This window comes from Pseudomonas fragi (assembly GCF_025426255.1).
GTDB classification, from domain to species: domain Bacteria; phylum Pseudomonadota; class Gammaproteobacteria; order Pseudomonadales; family Pseudomonadaceae; genus Aquipseudomonas; species Aquipseudomonas kulmbachensis.
This window is the reverse complement of sequence record NZ_CP104861.1, coordinates 4,759,537-4,775,179: the sequence shown is the minus strand read 5'-3', so window position 1 is coordinate 4,775,179 and position 15,643 is coordinate 4,759,537. Positions and strand designations below refer to the sequence as shown.

Genomic DNA, 15,643 nt, shown 5'->3' with positions numbered 1-15,643 from the left:
GTCGCGTACACCCTGCCAGCCAAGCTGTCCTCTGACGGCGTGGACGGCTTGCGTCTGCGCAACGGCTCAAGTGCGTGAGATTGCGTTATGGATGGTATTTTCCTACAGCAACTGCTGAACGGCCTGACCCTCGGGTCTGTCTACGGCCTGATCGCCATCGGCTACACAATGGTCTATGGCATCATCGGCATGATCAACTTCGCCCATGGCGAGGTGTACATGATCTCTGCTTACCTCGCGGCGATCAGTCTGGCTCTGTTGGCATACTTCGGTATTGAATCCTTCCCGCTACTGATGTTGGGCACCTTGGTTTTCACCGTAGTGGTGACTGGCGTGTATGGCTGGGTCATCGAACGCGTGGCTTACAAACCTCTGCGAAACTCCACACGGCTGGCGCCGCTGATCAGCGCCATCGGTATTTCCCTGATCCTGCAAAACTACGTGCAAATTGCCCAAGGCTCGCGTCAACAGGGGGTTCCGACCCTCCTTAGCGGTTCCTGGCGCGTGGATATTGGCACCGGTTTTGTACAACTCACCTACACCAAAGTCTTCATTCTGATTGCAGCCTTCGTAGGCATGGGTCTGCTGACCTACATCATCAAGTACACCAAGCTGGGCCGCATGTGCCGCGCCACCCAACAAGACCGCAAGATGGCCTCGATCCTGGGGATCAACACCGACCGGGTGATCTCCTACGTATTTGTGATCGGCGCTGCCATGGCCGCGTTGGCCGGTGTGTTGATCACCATGAACTACGGCACGTTCGACTTTTATGCCGGCTTTATTATTGGCATCAAGGCGTTCACTGCTGCCGTGCTCGGCGGGATTGGATCATTGCCTGGCGCCATGCTCGGCGGGATCATCCTGGGTATTTCCGAGTCACTTTTTGCCGGGTTGGTTAACTCGGATTACAAGGACGTGTTCAGTTTCTCACTGCTGGTGCTGATTCTGATTTTCCGTCCCCAAGGCCTGCTGGGTCGTCCTCTCGTGGCGAAGGTGTAAGTATGTCTGCAGCCATTAACAAACCAATTGATATCAAAAAAAGCGTTATCGACTCGATCCTTGCCGGGTTGATTTCATTGATTGTGTTCGGACCGATCGTGGGGGTAGTGCTCGACGGCTATAGCTTCAACCTGCAGCCGGCGCGTGTTGGCTGGCTGGTGGCGATTGTGATGGTGGGACGCTTTGTCCTGAGCCTGTTCCTGCAAACGTCCAAGGGCCTGAAAATTCTTCAGAGCTTTGAGTCCACCGGCTCTGGTGTGCACGTGCTGCCACCCGATTACAAATCGCGGCTGCGCTGGATCGTGCCGCTGCTGATCGTGATTGCCATCGTGTTCCCGTTTTTTGCCAACAAATACATCCTGACCGTGGTGATCCTCGGCCTGATCTACGTGCTGCTCGGCCTGGGCTTGAACATCGTGGTCGGGTTGGCGGGCTTGCTCGATCTGGGGTACGTGGCCTTCTACGCCATCGGTGCTTATGGCCTGGCGCTGGGCTATCAGTATCTGGGGCTGGGCTTTTGGTCGGTGCTGCCGCTGGCGGCCATTACGGCGGCGATGGCGGGGTGCATTCTCGGGTTTCCGGTATTGCGAATGCATGGGGATTACCTGGCCATCGTGACCCTGGGCTTTGGTGAAATCATTCGCCTGATACTCAACAACTGGCTGTCGTTCACTGGTGGGCCCAACGGTATGCCGGTGCCTTCACCGACGTTTTTCGGGCTGGAATTTGGCCGTGTTGCCAAAGAAGGCGGGGTGCCGTTTCATCAGTTCTTCGGCCTGGACTACAACCCCAACATCAAATTCCTGTTTATCTACATCGTGCTGTTTCTGGTGGTGCTGCTGGTGCTGTACATCAAGCATCGATTGACCCGCATGCCGATCGGTCGTGCCTGGGAAGCGTTGCGCGAAGACGAAATCGCCTGCCGCTCCATGGGGCTTAACCATGTACTGGTCAAACTCTCGGCGTTCACCATTGGCGCGTCTACGGCAGGTCTGGCCGGGGTGTTCTTCGCCAGCTACCAGGGCTTTGTTAACCCGTCCTCGTTTACCTTCTTTGAGTCGGCGCTGATCCTCGCGATTGTGGTGCTTGGTGGCATGGGGTCGACGGTGGGTGTGGTAATTGCTGCGTTCGTACTGACCGTGGCCCCTGAATTGCTGCGCAGCTTTGCCGAGTATCGGGTGCTGCTGTTTGGTGTCTTAATGGTGTTGATGATGATCTGGCGACCGCGAGGCCTGATCCGGATCAGCCGTGTCGGTGTTACGCCACGCAAGGGAGTCGCGCCATGAATGAGCCCATCATGAAAGACGACGTGGTGCTTTCGGTCGACAAGCTGATGATGCATTTCGGTGGGATCAAAGCCCTGAGTGATGTCAGCCTCAAGGTTAAACGCAACTCGATCTTTGCCTTGATCGGCCCCAACGGTGCCGGTAAAACCACGGTGTTCAACTGTCTGACCGGGTTCTACAAGGCCAGCGGCGGCAGGATCGAACTCAATGCCCGGGGCGCACGTACCAATGTGATCAAGCTGCTGGGCGAGCCGTTCAAGCTGACCGACTTTGTATCGCCCAAGGCGTTCGCCAGTCGGCTGTACTACAAAATGTTCGGTGGTACACATCTGGTCAACCGCTCGGGTCTGGCACGAACTTTCCAGAACATTCGCCTGTTCAAGGAAATGTCGGTACTGGAAAACCTGCTGGTGGCCCAGCACATGTGGGTCAACCGCAACATGCTCGCCGGGATCCTCAACACCAAGGGCTATCGCAAGGCCGAAAGCGATGCGCTGGACCATGCGTTTTACTGGCTGGAGGTAGTGGATCTGGTGGACTGCGCCAACCGCTTGGCCGGTGAATTGTCATACGGCCAACAGCGGCGTCTGGAGATCGCCCGGGCCATGTGTACGCGTCCGCAAATCATCTGCCTGGACGAACCGGCAGCCGGTCTTAACCCACAGGAAACCGAAGCGCTGAGCGGGATGATTCGCCTGCTGCGTGACGAACACGACCTTACCGTGGTGCTGATCGAGCACGACATGGGCATGGTCATGAGTATTTCTGATCACATCGTGGTGCTCGACCACGGCAACGTGATCGCCGAGGGCGGGCCTGAGGCTATTCGTAACGACCCGAAAGTGATTGCTGCCTACCTCGGCGCAGACGAAGAGGAGCTGATATGACGAGCACGATCCTCGAACTCAAGGAACTGGATGTCCACTACGGTCCGATCCAGGCACTGAAAAAAGTCTCGATGCACATCGAAGAGGGCGAAACCGTGAGCCTGATCGGCTCCAACGGCGCGGGTAAATCTACGCTGCTGATGTCGATCTTCGGCCAGCCCAGGGCCAGCGGCGGGCAAATCATTTATCAGGGCGTGGACATCACCCAGAAGTCCTCGCACTACATTGCCTCCAACGGCATCGCCCAGTCGCCGGAAGGCCGTCGCGTGTTTCCAGACATGTCGGTGGAAGAAAACCTGCTGATGGGCACCATCCCCATTGGTGACAAACATGCCGACGCAGACATGCAGCGCATGTTCGAGTTGTTCCCAAGGCTCAAGGAGCGGCGTAACCAGCGGGCCATGACCATGTCCGGGGGCGAGCAGCAAATGCTCGCCATCGCCCGCGCATTGATGAGCCGCCCCAAGCTACTGTTGCTGGATGAACCTAGCCTGGGGCTGGCGCCGATTGTGGTGAAGCAGATCTTTGCCACCCTGCGCGAGCTGGCCACTACCGGCATGACCATCTTTTTGGTGGAGCAAAACGCCAACCACGCCCTGCGCTTATCGGACCGCGCCTACGTAATGGTCAACGGTGAAATCCGCCTGACCGGCACCGGCAAGGAGCTGCTGAGTAACGACGAAGTGCGCAACGCCTATCTGGGTGGGCACTGACCGAACTGCCTAAACCCTGTAGATACTCTATTCCAGGTCAAGCCCCCTGTGGGAGCGAGCCTGCTCGCGAATGATCTTCGCGAGCAGGCTCGCTCCCACGCTTGAAGTATCTCTGTAGCGTCAGCGGCTACACAATTGCGCAAGTTGCTTATCCCTCATGTTTTTTGTTCGACAATTTCCTCTCCGTATAGCCCCGCCGCAAATTGTGGAAAACATTATTTCAACTCTGTGAAACCGCGACATAAAGACGCTGTAATTGCCTGTTTTGTCATCAATTTGACTTGTCCCCGTTTGCTGTGGAGGTGGCTGTGGGTAACGTGGGAGTAGTTGGCTGTAGGCCTTTACTTACACGGTGTCCAGCGGTGTGGTTATTTTTCGATCAGTGGTTTTTGCTTGGCCGCTCCGGTGATTTGTCAACAGGTTTGTTTAGTTTTAAAGAGCGCTCGAAATACATGACTAACCTGTGGATAAGTCTGTGGTTAAACTCTGGAAAGAATGCGCTAGACGGCGTAATTACTGGCCTGTGGCTATGTGCCGGGTTTTACCTGGTTGCACCCTTTTGGGGCGTGTGCATGTGGGGCAGGTTCAGGTCAAGTTAAAAACACCTCGTTCTGTGCTCTACCCCTTGTGAATAGCGGCTTCGAGCATTTTCGACTTACACCCAAAGACTGTGGACGGGCCTGTGGATAAGGTGAGCGCATATGGCTCCAGGCCTTATGCATCATGGCTTGTCGGAGTTTGATCGTTTTTTGTACAGTTAAAGTCCGCCAGCATGACCGGGTTGCCGCTGGAACCCAGCCGGGGCATTCTGCTCAACGTCCAATTCAACGGCGGCCGATGCCCGCCAGCCAAGGAGAACACGATGACTTCCACCCTGTTTATTACAGGCGCGACTTCCGGATTTGGTGAGGCGTGTGCGCGCAAGTTTGCACAGGCAGGCTGGAAACTGGTGCTGACAGGTCGGCGCGAAGATCGCTTGAAGGCACTGTGCGAAGAGTTGTCCAAGCAGACCGAGGTCCATGGCCTGGTGGTAGACGTGCGTGACCGTGCGGCGATGGAGGCGGCGATTGCCGATCTGCCGCCCTCGTTCAGCAAGTTGCGTGGGCTTATCAACAATGCTGGCCTGGCGCTGGGAACCGACCCGGCCCCCAAGTGTGATCTCGACGACTGGGACACCATGGTCGACACCAACATCAAGGGCCTGCTTTACACCACCCGCTTGCTGCTGCCACGCCTGATTGCCTACGGACGCGGTGCCGGGATCGTCAACCTGGGTTCTATCGCTGGCAGCTACCCGTACCCCGGTAGCCATGTGTATGGCGGCACCAAGGCTTTTGTAAAACAATTCTCCCTGAACCTGCGCTGCGACTTGCAGGGCACTGGCGTGCGAGTCAGCAACGTTGAGCCGGGCCTGTGCGAGAGCGAATTCTCGATGGTGCGCTTCGGCGGCGACAAGGCGCGGTACGACGCGACCTACCAGGGCGCCGAACCGATTCAGCCCCAGGACATCGCCGAGACCATTTTCTGGGTACTCAACACCCCGGCGCACATCAACATCAACCGCCTTGAGCTGATGCCCGTTACGCAGTCCTGGAGCGGTTTTGCCATCGAACGCCATACCAAGGAGTAAACTCACGCCTGGCAGCCCACCTGCGACCTCCTGAGGGGGTCGCATTCAATCGGGCTGAAAAGGAGTTTTTGTGAGTAACCGTGGTGAGCAGCAACTGCTCAAACAATCGACTGTTCTAATGTTCGCGGTGGCCATTGCTGGCATCGCAACGGGTTTTATTTCGGGTTCCGAATCCATCCTGTTCGATGGTTTTTTCTCTTTGATCGCAACTTTTATCAAAGTGTTGATGCTGATCACAGCGCAACTGATCGCCAAGGAAAGCAACCAGCGTTTCCAGTTCGGCTTCTGGCACCTAGAGCCAATGGTGCTGCTGATTGAAGGCAGCTTCCTGTTATTGATTGCGATCTACGCATTTCTTAACGGCGTGTTCGGCATTATCAATGGCGGGCGCGACATCGAATTGGGCATGGTGATCGTCTACGCGGCGGTGTTTACCGTGATCGAGTTCGCCTATTACTTCTGGGTACGGCGCAAAAACCGCAAGCTCAAGTCAACCTTGATCCAGTTCGATAACATCAGTTGGCTGGTGGACGCGATGCTGTCGGTGGGGCTGTTGATAAGTTTCGTCACCGCGCTGGTGCTCAAGCAGCAGGGTTATGCACAGTGGGCGGCTTACGTTGACCCGGCAATCCTGATTTTGCTGGCGCTGAGCATGTTGGCCCCGGCGTTCAAAATCCTTAAACCGGCCTTGCGTGACGTACTGGGCATTGCCCCGGACAAGCTCGATGACAAGGTTCGGGACGTGCTGGAGGACATGTCGGCGCGCCATGGTTTTGAAGGCTACAAAACCTATGTGCAAAAGCATGGGCGGGCGCGGTTCATCGAGATTCATATCGTGCTGCCAGCAGGTTATCCACTGATCAGCGTGAAGACGCTTGATGCGTTGCGCGAAGAAATATCCGAACTGCTGGGGGCGGCTGACAGTGCACGTTGGTTGACCATCAGCTTTACCGGCGACCGCAAGTGGATTGCGTAACTCAAGGCAAGTAACGTTTTGTGGGAGCGGGCTTGCTCGCGATCGGATCGGCGCGGTTTATCTGATAAACCGGGTCGCCTGAAGCGCGGGCAAGCCCGCTCCCACAGTTGTTAGTGTTAGCTGAGGAATTGCGCCAACCCGCTGTAGCACGTCGCCAGGTGATACGGCGTGGTCGACGGCATATCTTCGCGGCTGACCTTGCCCGCGCCATCCCGGCATTCATACCAGCCACCGGCATGTAAAAAGTTCTGTTGCAGCGCCAGCAATTGGCGTTGCAGGCGTGGCTGGCTGTCCGGGCGTAAGGTCAGTGCGCGCAGGTACTCGGCCTGTGCCCAGATACGCTGGGTGCCATCACGCAGGCTGCCATCGGCGGCCAGCATGCCGCAGACCGCGTCGCTCTGTGGATCGACCCCCACCTGCTCAGCAAAGCCAAAGGCGCGATCCAGCGACCCGTGTAGCGGGGTCTGGCGCAGCAGGGGCGAAGATTGCAGCAAAAAGAACCACTCAAACTGATGGCCTGGCTCAAACCAGTTATCCACAGCCCCGTGCGGTTTTTCCAGCATGACGTTATGCACAGGCTCTATAAACCGCTGCTGCATGCCCGCCGCCAGTGCCAGCAGTGCGGCGTGTACCGGGGCATCGTCGCGGACCGACAGGGTGGCCAAAAAAGCTTCGGCCAAGTGCATCAACGGGTTTTGCAACGGGCCGCTGCCCAGTGATGACCAGTCCCGGTCCAGGTTGGCTTCATACAGACCGTCGCCATCGCTGAAACGCTCGGCTACCACTTGCAATGCGCCATTGAGCGCCGACTCCACCAGCGGTTCGCGCACTTTGGCCCAGTAATGGGCACAAGCGAAGATGATAAAGGCGTGGGTGTAGAGGTCTTTGCGTTGATCCAGCGGCGCGCCGTGAGGGTCGATGCTGTAGAACCAGCCACCGTGTTCGGCGTCGTGAAAATGCTGGTGCAGCGAGCGAAACAACTGAGCTGCGCGCTCCGCCGCGCCGGGGAAGGCCGGGTCGTCGATCAGGCTGGCGAACAGGTACAGTTGACGTGCACAGGCCATGGCGCGGTAGCGCTGGGGTGGCAACGGCTGGTGCTCGGGGCTCAGGGCCTCATAGGGCAACGCCAGTTCGGCATTCCAGCCGGGGCCTTGCCAGAGCGGCACAATGACCTGGCGAAAATGCTGCTGCACTGCCGCAAAGGTGGCGGTCAGTTCAAGCGGGAAGTCGGAGCTGGCTACATCAGGCATCGGCGGGCGTCGTCACGGCTGGGGCGTTTGCGCGACATGATACACCGTGATTCCTGGATGATCTCAACTCTGTTGGAGCGAGCCTGCTCGCGATGGCATCACTGCGTTTTTATGATGTACCGCGTCGCGGCCATCGCGAGCAGGCTCGCTCCCACAGATGATTTCAGCACTATTTGACCAGCAACCCCTGACGCTCGATAAACGCCACGATGGTGTCCAGGCCCTGCCCGGTCTTCTGGTTGCTGAACACAAACGGCTTGTCTGCGCGCATGCGTCGGGTGTCGCTGTCCATCAGTTCCAGCGACGCGCCCACCAGCGGCGCCAGGTCGATCTTGTTGATCACCAGCAAGTCCGACTTGCAGATTCCCGGCCCGCCCTTGCGCGGCAACTTGTCCCCCGCCGACACGTCGATCACGTAGATCGTCAGGTCGGACAGTTCCGGGCTGAAAGTCGCCGACAAGTTATCCCCACCCGACTCCACAAGAATCAGGTCCAGCCCCGGAAAACGTCGGTTCAGTTGATCCACGGCTTCCAGATTGATCGACGCATCTTCGCGAATCGCCGTATGCGGGCAACCACCGGTTTCAACTCCAATTATGCGTTCCGGAGCCAGCGCCTCGTTGCGCACTAGAAAATCGGCATCTTCTCGGGTGTAGATGTCGTTGGTCACGACAGCCAGGTTGTACTTTTCGCGCAATGCCAGGCACAGGGCCAGGGTCAGTGCGGTTTTGCCGGAGCCCACCGGGCCACCGATGCCAACTCGCAAAGGCTGTGTGTTCATTACATTCTCCTAGGAACGAAATAGGCGGCTGTACTGGCGCTCGTGGGCCATGCTCGCCAATGACAGGCCGAAAGCGGCGCTGCCCAAGTGGGATAAGTCGAGAGTACTGGCGTGTTGCTGTGCCTGCTGCAAGGCGGGGGACAACTCGCTGGTCATGCGCTGGGCTGCCTGTTGGCCCAATGGCAGGGTTTTCATCAGCACCGCCAGTTGGTTTTCCAGCCAGCTCCAGAGCCAGGCAGCCAGCGCATCCTGTGGGCTGATGCTCCAGGCGCGGGCAGCCAATGCCCAGCCCAGCGCCAGATGCGGTTCAGTCTGTTGTGCGAGAAACATCCGCGCGGGCTCGTCCAGTTCCGGCAAACCAGTGAGCAATTGTTGCAGGGAGTAGCCCATTTGCCGGCTTTCCTGATGCAACTCACGGGTTTCACGGCTGGCGCGATGCTCATCGCACAAGCGCTGCAAGGCACTCCAGTCCTGATCGGCCGCTGCTTGGCAATGGGCCAGCAGCAACGGCGCTTCGAAACGGGCCAGATTGAGCAGCAGTTGATCACTGATCCAGCGTGAAGCCGCGACCGGATCACCTACGCTGCCATTCTCGACGGCCATTTCCAGCCCTTGGGAGTAGCTGTAGCCGCCAATCGGCAACTGCGGGCTGGCCAGGCGCAGCAGCGCCCAGGCCGGGTTCACAAGCGCACACCAAACTGATGCAGCTTCGGGGCGTAGTTGAAGTCTTCTTCGCCCGCACGGGAGTGGTGGTGACCGCCGCCGTAGGCGCCGTGTTCCGGTTGAAACGGCGCTTCAATGGCTTCGGTGTGAGCGCCCAACTGCTCGAGCATGGCCTTGAGCACGTAGTCATCGAGCAGGCGCAACCAGCCATCACCCACTTGCAGGGCGACGTGACGGTTGCCCAGGTGATAGGCAGCGCGGGTCAATTCAAAGGCATTGCTGCAGGTGACATGCAGCAGTTTTTCGGGGCTGGCGCAGACGCGCACGATGCGCCCGTCCTGGGCCTGGAGAAATTCGCCGTCATGCAAGGGCGCCTGACCGCGCTCAAGGAACAGGCCGACATCTTCGCCACTGCTGCTGAAGCAGCGCAGGCGGCTCTTGCTACGGGCTTCGAAGTTGAGGTGTAGCTCGGCGCTCCACACGGGGTGGGCCTGGATTCTGCGATGAATCACCAACATCGGAAAGCTTCCTGCAATTGACATTACCTGGGTCAGAGCAAGGGGCTTGCCAACCCGGGTGTAGACCGCAAATGCAGGCCCAAAAAGAGTGCAGGAAGATGAAGCTGTTCTAAATTAGTGCGTAATGGGTGCCATGGCGCACCAACAGGGTGCGCTTGCAATTATTCAGTGCTACCCAAGCCTTTCCAATGCTTGAGCCCGATAAAGATAAAGCGCAGTTGTTGGCTGATTTTGGCTTGGGGTTGCAGGTGGTCGGGCAGGGTGTCTGCAGGCGGGTCGATGACATCGGGCAGGGCGGCAAACACGCTTTTGACCACCAGATCGGCGATCACGGTCAGGCCCGCGTGGTCCAGATGCTGCAATTTTGGCTTGGAGCCAAGGTCTGCTGCGAGGTCCGAGGTGATGTCTTCGCGCAGGGCGCCAATGGCCTGACGAACCGGTTGGGAACCGCCGTACTGCTCGCGGGCCAGAAACAAAAACTGCGAGCGGTTGGCCTCGACCACGTCGAGAAAAATACGCACGGAGGCGTTGATCACGCCGCCCATGAACAGTTCGTTGTGACGCACCAGGCGAATGGTTTCGCGAAAAGTCTGGCCGACTTCACTGACCAGCGCCAGGCCCAATTGGTCCATGTCGCTGAAGTGGCGATAAAAGCCGGTGGGCACGATGCCAGCCGTTTTGGCGACTTCGCGCAGGCTCAGGCTGCCAAAGCCGCGACCCGACTCCATCAAGTGGCGGGCAGCATCCATCAGCGCAAGGCGGGTTTGTTGTTTCTGTTCGGCGCGAGGGAGCATCGGGGCTGGTATTCCAGACAAGTACAGCGGCGCACTCTAGCAAATTTGATCAATCCCTTGTAGCCGCTGCCGAAGGCTGCGATGGGGTGCGTAGCAGCCCCAGGATGTTGAAGGTCCTGCGGCCCTTATCGCAGCCTGGCGGCAGCGACTACATGGATCGATTTAGCTGGCACGTTGATTCCTTTCTGCCAAACGATCAGCGCCACCTTCGGCAACAAACTGATTGCTTGGGGTGCGATCGTAGCCATCTTCAGCAACGCTTTTTTGCTGATCAAGGGTACGTTGTGCGCCGTCTTCAGCAACCGGGTTGAGCGGTTGGCTCAGAGTGCTTGATGCAGGCTGTACCATTGGGGTTGGCTCTTCGTCGGCAGGCATAGCGAAAGCGTTGAAGGCCATAAGTGAAAGGGAAAGACCAAACAATACTGGGCGTTTCATGGTGTGTGCTCCGTAGCAGTGCAATCAAGTAGGTGTGGTGGCAATGCTACGCTTGGCTACCGGATATCAAAGTTCATACGGCCAATGGTGATAATCGACAGAATTGATTGTTCAGGATCGGTGGCTCTAGCCTGCGGTTCTTGAGGTTTTTTTCACGAAAGACGTGGCAGGGTTAAACCTTGAGACGTCTTTGCCAGTCGTACATTTACAGGCGTCGTAACTGGGACGTTCAGTCGTAATCAAGGAGCCGTGACATGACGCGCACCCGTAAAACCCTTGCCTGGACAGGCTCTGTATTCGTTCTGCTGGTCGCTGTGCTGGTGGTGGTTCTCGCTACTTTCGACTGGAACCGCATCAAGCCGACCATCAACACCAAAGTGTCTGAAGTCCTTCATCGCCCGTTTGCCATTAACGGTGACCTGGCTGTGCGCTGGCAGCGTGAAGAGGACGAAGGAGGCTGGCGTGCCTGGGTGCCGTGGCCGCATGTGATCGCTCAGGACCTGACGCTGGGCAACCCCGAGTGGGCGAAAACCCCGCAAATGGCCAGCCTGAAAAAAGTAGAGCTACGCCTGTCGCCGCTGGCGCTGCTGACCCAAACCGTGGATATCCCGCGTATCAACCTGACCGAGCCCAGCGCCAGCCTTGAACGGCTGGCTGATGGCCGGGCGAACTGGACCTTTACCTTCGACCCCAAGGACCCGAACGCCGAGCCCTCGAGCTGGACGCTGGATATCGGTGCCATTGGGTTCGACAAGGGGCACGTGACCCTCAATGACCAGATCCTCAAAACTCAGCTGGATGTGTTGATTGACCCATTGGGCAAGCCGATCCCGTTTAGCGAAATCGTCGGCGAAACTGACGCGAAAAAGGTCATTGAGAAAGGCGCCAAGCCGCAAGACTATGTGTTCGCCCTGAAGGTCAAAGGCCAGTACCACGGCCAGAAACTCAGCGGCGCTGGCAAAATCGGCGGCCTGCTGGCGCTGCAAGATGCCAATCAGCCTTTCCCGCTGCAAGCTCAAGTCAGCATTGCCGATACCCAGGTGGCGCTTGCCGGGACCCTGACTGACCCATTGAATCTTGGGGCGCTGGACCTGCGCCTGAAGCTGTCCGGCACCAGCCTGGCTAACCTGTATCCGCTGACCGGCGTGACCTTGCCCGATTCGCCGGCGTACTCAACCGATGGGCACTTGATTGCCAAGCTGCATGAGCCGGGTGGTGCGACCTTCACTTATGAAAATTTCAACGGCAAGATCGGCAGCAGTGATATTCACGGCGATCTGCAATACCTGGCCAGCCAGCCGCGGCCAAAGTTGTCCGGCAAGCTGGTCTCCAACCAATTGCTGCTGGCTGACCTGGCGCCGCTGATTGGTGCTGACTCCAACACCAAACAAAAAGCCCGTGGCGGCGAGAGCAAACAACCGGCTGGTAAGGTACTGCCGGTCGAAGAGTTTCGCACCGAGCGCTGGCGCGACATGGATGCCGACGTTGAACTCACCGGCAAGCGCATCGTGCAGAGTGCGGAGCTGCCGTTTACCGACCTTTACACTCATCTTGTGCTCAATGACGGTGAGCTGAGCCTTGAGCCGCTGCGCTTTGGCGTGGCAGGCGGCAAGCTGGATGCGCAGATTCGACTCAATGGCCGTGTCACGCCGTTGACAGGCAGCGCCAAATTGACTGCCCGTAACTTCAAGCTCAAGCAGCTGTTCCCCACCTTTGAGCCGATGAAAACCAGCTTCGGCGAACTCAATGGTGATGCCACGATTGCCGGCACCGGCAATTCGGTCGCCAAGTTGCTGGGCACCGCCAATGGTGATTTGAAAATGATCATCAATGACGGCGCCATCAGCCGCAGCCTGATGGAAATTGCCGGGTTGAACGTGGGTAACTATGTGGTGGGCAAAATCTTTGGCGACGAAGACGTCAAGATCAACTGCGCAGCAGCAGACCTGGGGATCAAGAGTGGTCTGGCCAGCACCCGGTTGTTCGTGTTCGATACCGAGAACGCGATTATCTACATCGACGGCACGATCAACCTGGCCACCGAACAGCTCGACTTGAAGATCACCCCTGAGTCCAAAGGCCTGCGTCTGTTCTCGTTGCGCTCACCGCTGTATGTGCGCGGCACCTTCGCCAACCCGTCGGCGGGTGTGCAAGCGGTGCCGTTGCTGTTGCGTGGTGCAGGCATGGTGGCGTTGGGAGTGATTGCAGGCCCGGCGGCAGGGTTGCTGGCATTGGTTGCGCCAAGCGGCGGCGAACCTAACCAGTGCGCACCGCTGCTGCAACAAATGCAGCAGGGCAAAGTGCCTAAAACGGTGAAGTAAACACTGCAGAACTAATGTAGCCGCTGCCGAAGGCTGCGATAAGGGCCGTAGGCCCTTCGAGGGCCGCTGCGCTGCCCATCGCAGCCTGCGGCAGCGGCTACAGGTTGTGGGTTCAGAAGTGTTCTCAGGTTTTTCGAAGTGGCGTAGTCCAGCGCTCCGAAAGAATCACCCCGCCCAGCGTCAGCGCACCGCCAATCAGGTGGTAGGCATGCAACTGCTCTTTCAATACCAGCGCCGCAATCAGCGCGGTAATCAGAGGCAGCAGGTTGAAAAATAGCGTGGTGCGGCTCGGGCCAAGTGTGGCCACGGCTTTCATCCAGGCCAGCGGCGCGATCATTGACGCCAGCACACAGGCATAAAGCACCAGCCCCATGTTGTGCACCGTCGGGCCGACCTTGGGGGAGGCCAGGTACAGCGGAAACAACACCACAATTGCCACCAGCACCTGCATATACAACATTTGCAGCGGTGGCAGGCGCAACTGCCATTTCTTCAGCAAGGTGCTGTAAATCGCATAGGCCAGGGTGGCGATCAGCATCATCGCATCGCCCAGGTTAAGGCCGTGATCGAGCAAGGCGGCAAGGCTGCCGCTCGATACCACCACCAGTACCCCGGCAAACGACACGATGGCCCCCACCAATGCCCCGGCAGTCAAGCGTTGCCCCAGGCTGATGATCGACATGGCCAGCACCATCAGCGGCATCAATGACAGGATGATCCCCATATTGGTCGCTGAAGTTCTGGCCGCCGCGTAGTAAGCCAGGCTTTGGTACACGGCCATGCCCAGCACGCCGAGGACGAAGATCTTGCCTAGATTGGGGCGGATAACAGGCCAATTGGCTATAACCGGCTTGAGCATAAACGGGGTAAACAGCAGGCCAGCCAGCAGCCATCGGTAAAAGCCGATCTCGGACGGAAAGATCGCTCCTACAGCCAGTTTGTTGATAACGGTATTGCCGGCCCAGATAAAAATGGCCAGTAGGGGATAGGCGTATTGCATCAGTGACAACTACAGAATTAATAAGCGCTGATTATCCGCCTGTCTGTCTGCAAGCCTATACTTCGATCCAGCCAACCTCATGCCGAATCCAGACACATGCGCAAGAATCTGATCAGCGTCCCCGAATTTGATGGCTTGCCTGCGCCGGTTTACTTTCGCTACGCCGAGATCGAAGCCCATAGCCATGCCGTACCGCACGAGCATGCCTGGGGTTCACTGGATTACGTGGCCCACGGGGTGATGCGCTTTGAGGTCGATGGTCGGCGCTTTATGTCGCCGCCGCAGTACGCAGTCTGGGTCCCGCCCAACACCGAGCACAGTGCCTATAACGCTCAGGCGATTGTTTACCGTTCGGTGTATCTGGATGCCATTCATTGTCAGCACTTGCCGAGCACCCCGGTAACCCTGGCCATCAGCGATATTCTCAAGGCCATCCTCAGCGACTTCGCCCGTCGCGATATCAATATCCCTGAGAGCGAGGCGGATATTCGTCTGGCGCAGGTGCTGGTCGACCAATTGCGCCAGGCACCGGTGCATCAGTGCTACTTGCCCTATGCCAGCCATCCAGGCTTGTTGCAGGTGCTCCAGGCGCTGCAACAGGCACCTGGTGATAACCGATCGTTAGGCCAGTGGGCGCAGCAGGTACATGTCAGCGAGCGCACGCTGGCGCGGCTGTTTGTACGCGAGTTGGGCATGAGTTTTGGCGAGTGGCGTCAGCGCCTGCGCTTTCTGGCGGCGATCGAGGCGCTGGAGTCTGCACGCAGCGTGCAGGACGTGGGGTTTGATCTGGGTTACAGCACCTCATCGGCGTTTATCGCAATGTTTGCGCGTCAGGCCGGGTGTACGCCAGAGCAGTATCGGCGCCAAGCACGTGTGCTGTAACAGAGTTTGTCTACACTTCAGGAGATCGCGCTGCAATCTGGCGCGCCAATAAGGAGAAAACTCCATGAAAATGCTGCGTGTGCCTCTGCTGTTGATCGGTTTGCTGCTGTGTTCCCAAGGTTTTGCGGCCACCGCTCAACAAAACAAAATGACCACCTGTAACGCTGACGCCAGTGCAAAAACCCTCAAGGGGGATGAGCGCAAAGCCTTTATGAGTACCTGCCTCAAAGCCAAACCGGCAACCCAGCAGGACAAGATGAAAACCTGCAACGCTACGGCTGGCACCCAAGCCCTCAAGGGTGACGCACGCAAAGCCTTTATGAGTGATTGCCTGAAGAAAAAATAGCTTCAAAGGCCTGCACGTATCTCGTAGCTGCCGAGGAACGAAGGCTGGGTTCGGCGACGAAGTCGTCGTAAACCCTGAGAGCCGGGTTTGACTGGTGCACCGCAGTGCCTGATTTTACGACGGCTGCGCCGCCGAACGCAGCCTCGTTCCTTCGGCAGC

The 15,643-nt window shown here is 57.9% G+C and carries 16 protein-coding genes; 9 read left to right on the top strand and 7 right to left on the bottom strand.

What is annotated here, in order from left to right:
* Window positions 1–87 precede the first annotated feature (87 nt).
* From N7D90_RS22010 to N7D90_RS21985, 6 genes are all read left to right on the top strand, one after another.
* Entirely contained in the window at window positions 88–1,002 is a 915-nt protein-coding gene (locus tag N7D90_RS22010; protein WP_261739954.1) for an ABC transporter permease subunit, read from the top strand.
* Between the two features lie 2 nt (window positions 1,003–1,004).
* A complete protein-coding gene (gene livM / locus N7D90_RS22005; RefSeq protein ID WP_261739953.1) occupies window positions 1,005–2,288 on the top strand; it encodes a high-affinity branched-chain amino acid ABC transporter permease LivM in 1,284 nt (427 codons plus the stop codon).
* Between the two features lie 11 nt (window positions 2,289–2,299).
* Window positions 2,300–3,175, top strand: a complete 876-nt coding sequence (locus N7D90_RS22000) for an ABC transporter ATP-binding protein (protein ID WP_261742507.1) — start codon at window positions 2,300–2,302, stop codon at window positions 3,173–3,175.
* A complete protein-coding gene (locus tag N7D90_RS21995) occupies window positions 3,172–3,888 on the top strand; it encodes an ABC transporter ATP-binding protein (protein ID WP_261739952.1) in 717 nt (238 codons plus the stop codon). The genes N7D90_RS22000 and N7D90_RS21995 overlap by 4 nt, the downstream gene beginning before the upstream one ends.
* A gap of 862 nt (window positions 3,889–4,750) precedes the next feature.
* A complete protein-coding gene (locus tag N7D90_RS21990; RefSeq protein WP_261739951.1) occupies window positions 4,751–5,518 on the top strand; it encodes an SDR family oxidoreductase in 768 nt (255 codons plus the stop codon).
* A gap of 70 nt (window positions 5,519–5,588) precedes the next feature.
* Window positions 5,589–6,494, top strand: coding sequence for a cation diffusion facilitator family transporter (locus N7D90_RS21985; protein WP_261739950.1), 906 nt, complete (start codon window positions 5,589–5,591; stop codon window positions 6,492–6,494).
* Between the two features lie 116 nt (window positions 6,495–6,610).
* On the opposite strand, the gene N7D90_RS21980 is transcribed toward N7D90_RS21985, so the two are convergent.
* The 6 genes from N7D90_RS21980 to N7D90_RS21955 all read right to left on the bottom strand — a co-directional run bounded on the left by N7D90_RS21980 (window position 6,611) and on the right by N7D90_RS21955 (window position 10,935).
* Window positions 6,611–7,744, bottom strand: a complete 1,134-nt coding sequence (locus N7D90_RS21980; protein ID WP_261739949.1) for an AGE family epimerase/isomerase — start codon at window positions 7,742–7,744, stop codon at window positions 6,611–6,613.
* A 169-nt stretch (window positions 7,745–7,913) separates the two neighbouring features.
* Complete coding sequence (gene ureG, locus N7D90_RS21975) at window positions 7,914–8,525, bottom strand: urease accessory protein UreG (RefSeq protein ID WP_261739948.1); 612 nt, start codon at window positions 8,523–8,525, stop codon at window positions 7,914–7,916.
* 9 nt (window positions 8,526–8,534) lie between these two features.
* A complete protein-coding gene (locus N7D90_RS21970; protein ID WP_261739947.1) occupies window positions 8,535–9,209 on the bottom strand; it encodes an urease accessory protein UreF in 675 nt (224 codons plus the stop codon).
* Window positions 9,206–9,706, bottom strand: a complete 501-nt coding sequence (ureE, locus tag N7D90_RS21965; protein WP_261739946.1) for an urease accessory protein UreE — start codon at window positions 9,704–9,706, stop codon at window positions 9,206–9,208. Before ureE ends, N7D90_RS21970 begins: the two co-directional genes overlap by 4 nt.
* Window positions 9,707–9,867: 161 nt before the next feature.
* Window positions 9,868–10,500 carry a TetR family transcriptional regulator gene (locus N7D90_RS21960; protein WP_046809184.1) on the bottom strand — a complete coding sequence of 211 codons (633 nt, stop codon included), beginning with the start codon at window positions 10,498–10,500 and terminating at the stop codon, window positions 9,868–9,870.
* Window positions 10,501–10,662: 162 nt separating this feature from the next.
* A complete protein-coding gene (locus N7D90_RS21955) occupies window positions 10,663–10,935 on the bottom strand; it encodes a hypothetical protein (protein WP_261739945.1) in 273 nt (90 codons plus the stop codon).
* 254 nt (window positions 10,936–11,189) lie between these two features.
* Here N7D90_RS21955 and N7D90_RS21950 point away from each other — a divergent pair, with 254 nt between their 5' ends.
* Complete coding sequence (locus N7D90_RS21950; protein WP_261739944.1) at window positions 11,190–13,256, top strand: AsmA family protein; 2,067 nt, start codon at window positions 11,190–11,192, stop codon at window positions 13,254–13,256.
* Window positions 13,257–13,380: 124 nt separating this feature from the next.
* Here N7D90_RS21950 and N7D90_RS21945 read toward each other — a convergent pair whose 3' ends face one another.
* Window positions 13,381–14,256 carry a DMT family transporter gene (locus N7D90_RS21945; protein WP_261739943.1) on the bottom strand — a complete coding sequence of 292 codons (876 nt, stop codon included), beginning with the start codon at window positions 14,254–14,256 and terminating at the stop codon, window positions 13,381–13,383.
* Between the two features lie 96 nt (window positions 14,257–14,352).
* On the opposite strand from N7D90_RS21945, the gene N7D90_RS21940 reads away from it, so the two are divergent.
* Window positions 14,353–15,138, top strand: coding sequence for an AraC family transcriptional regulator (locus N7D90_RS21940; RefSeq protein WP_261739942.1), 786 nt, complete (start codon window positions 14,353–14,355; stop codon window positions 15,136–15,138).
* Window positions 15,139–15,202: 64 nt separating this feature from the next.
* Window positions 15,203–15,484, top strand: a complete 282-nt coding sequence (locus tag N7D90_RS21935) for a PsiF family protein (RefSeq protein WP_261739941.1) — start codon at window positions 15,203–15,205, stop codon at window positions 15,482–15,484.
* The last annotated feature ends 159 nt before the right edge of the window (window positions 15,485–15,643 follow it).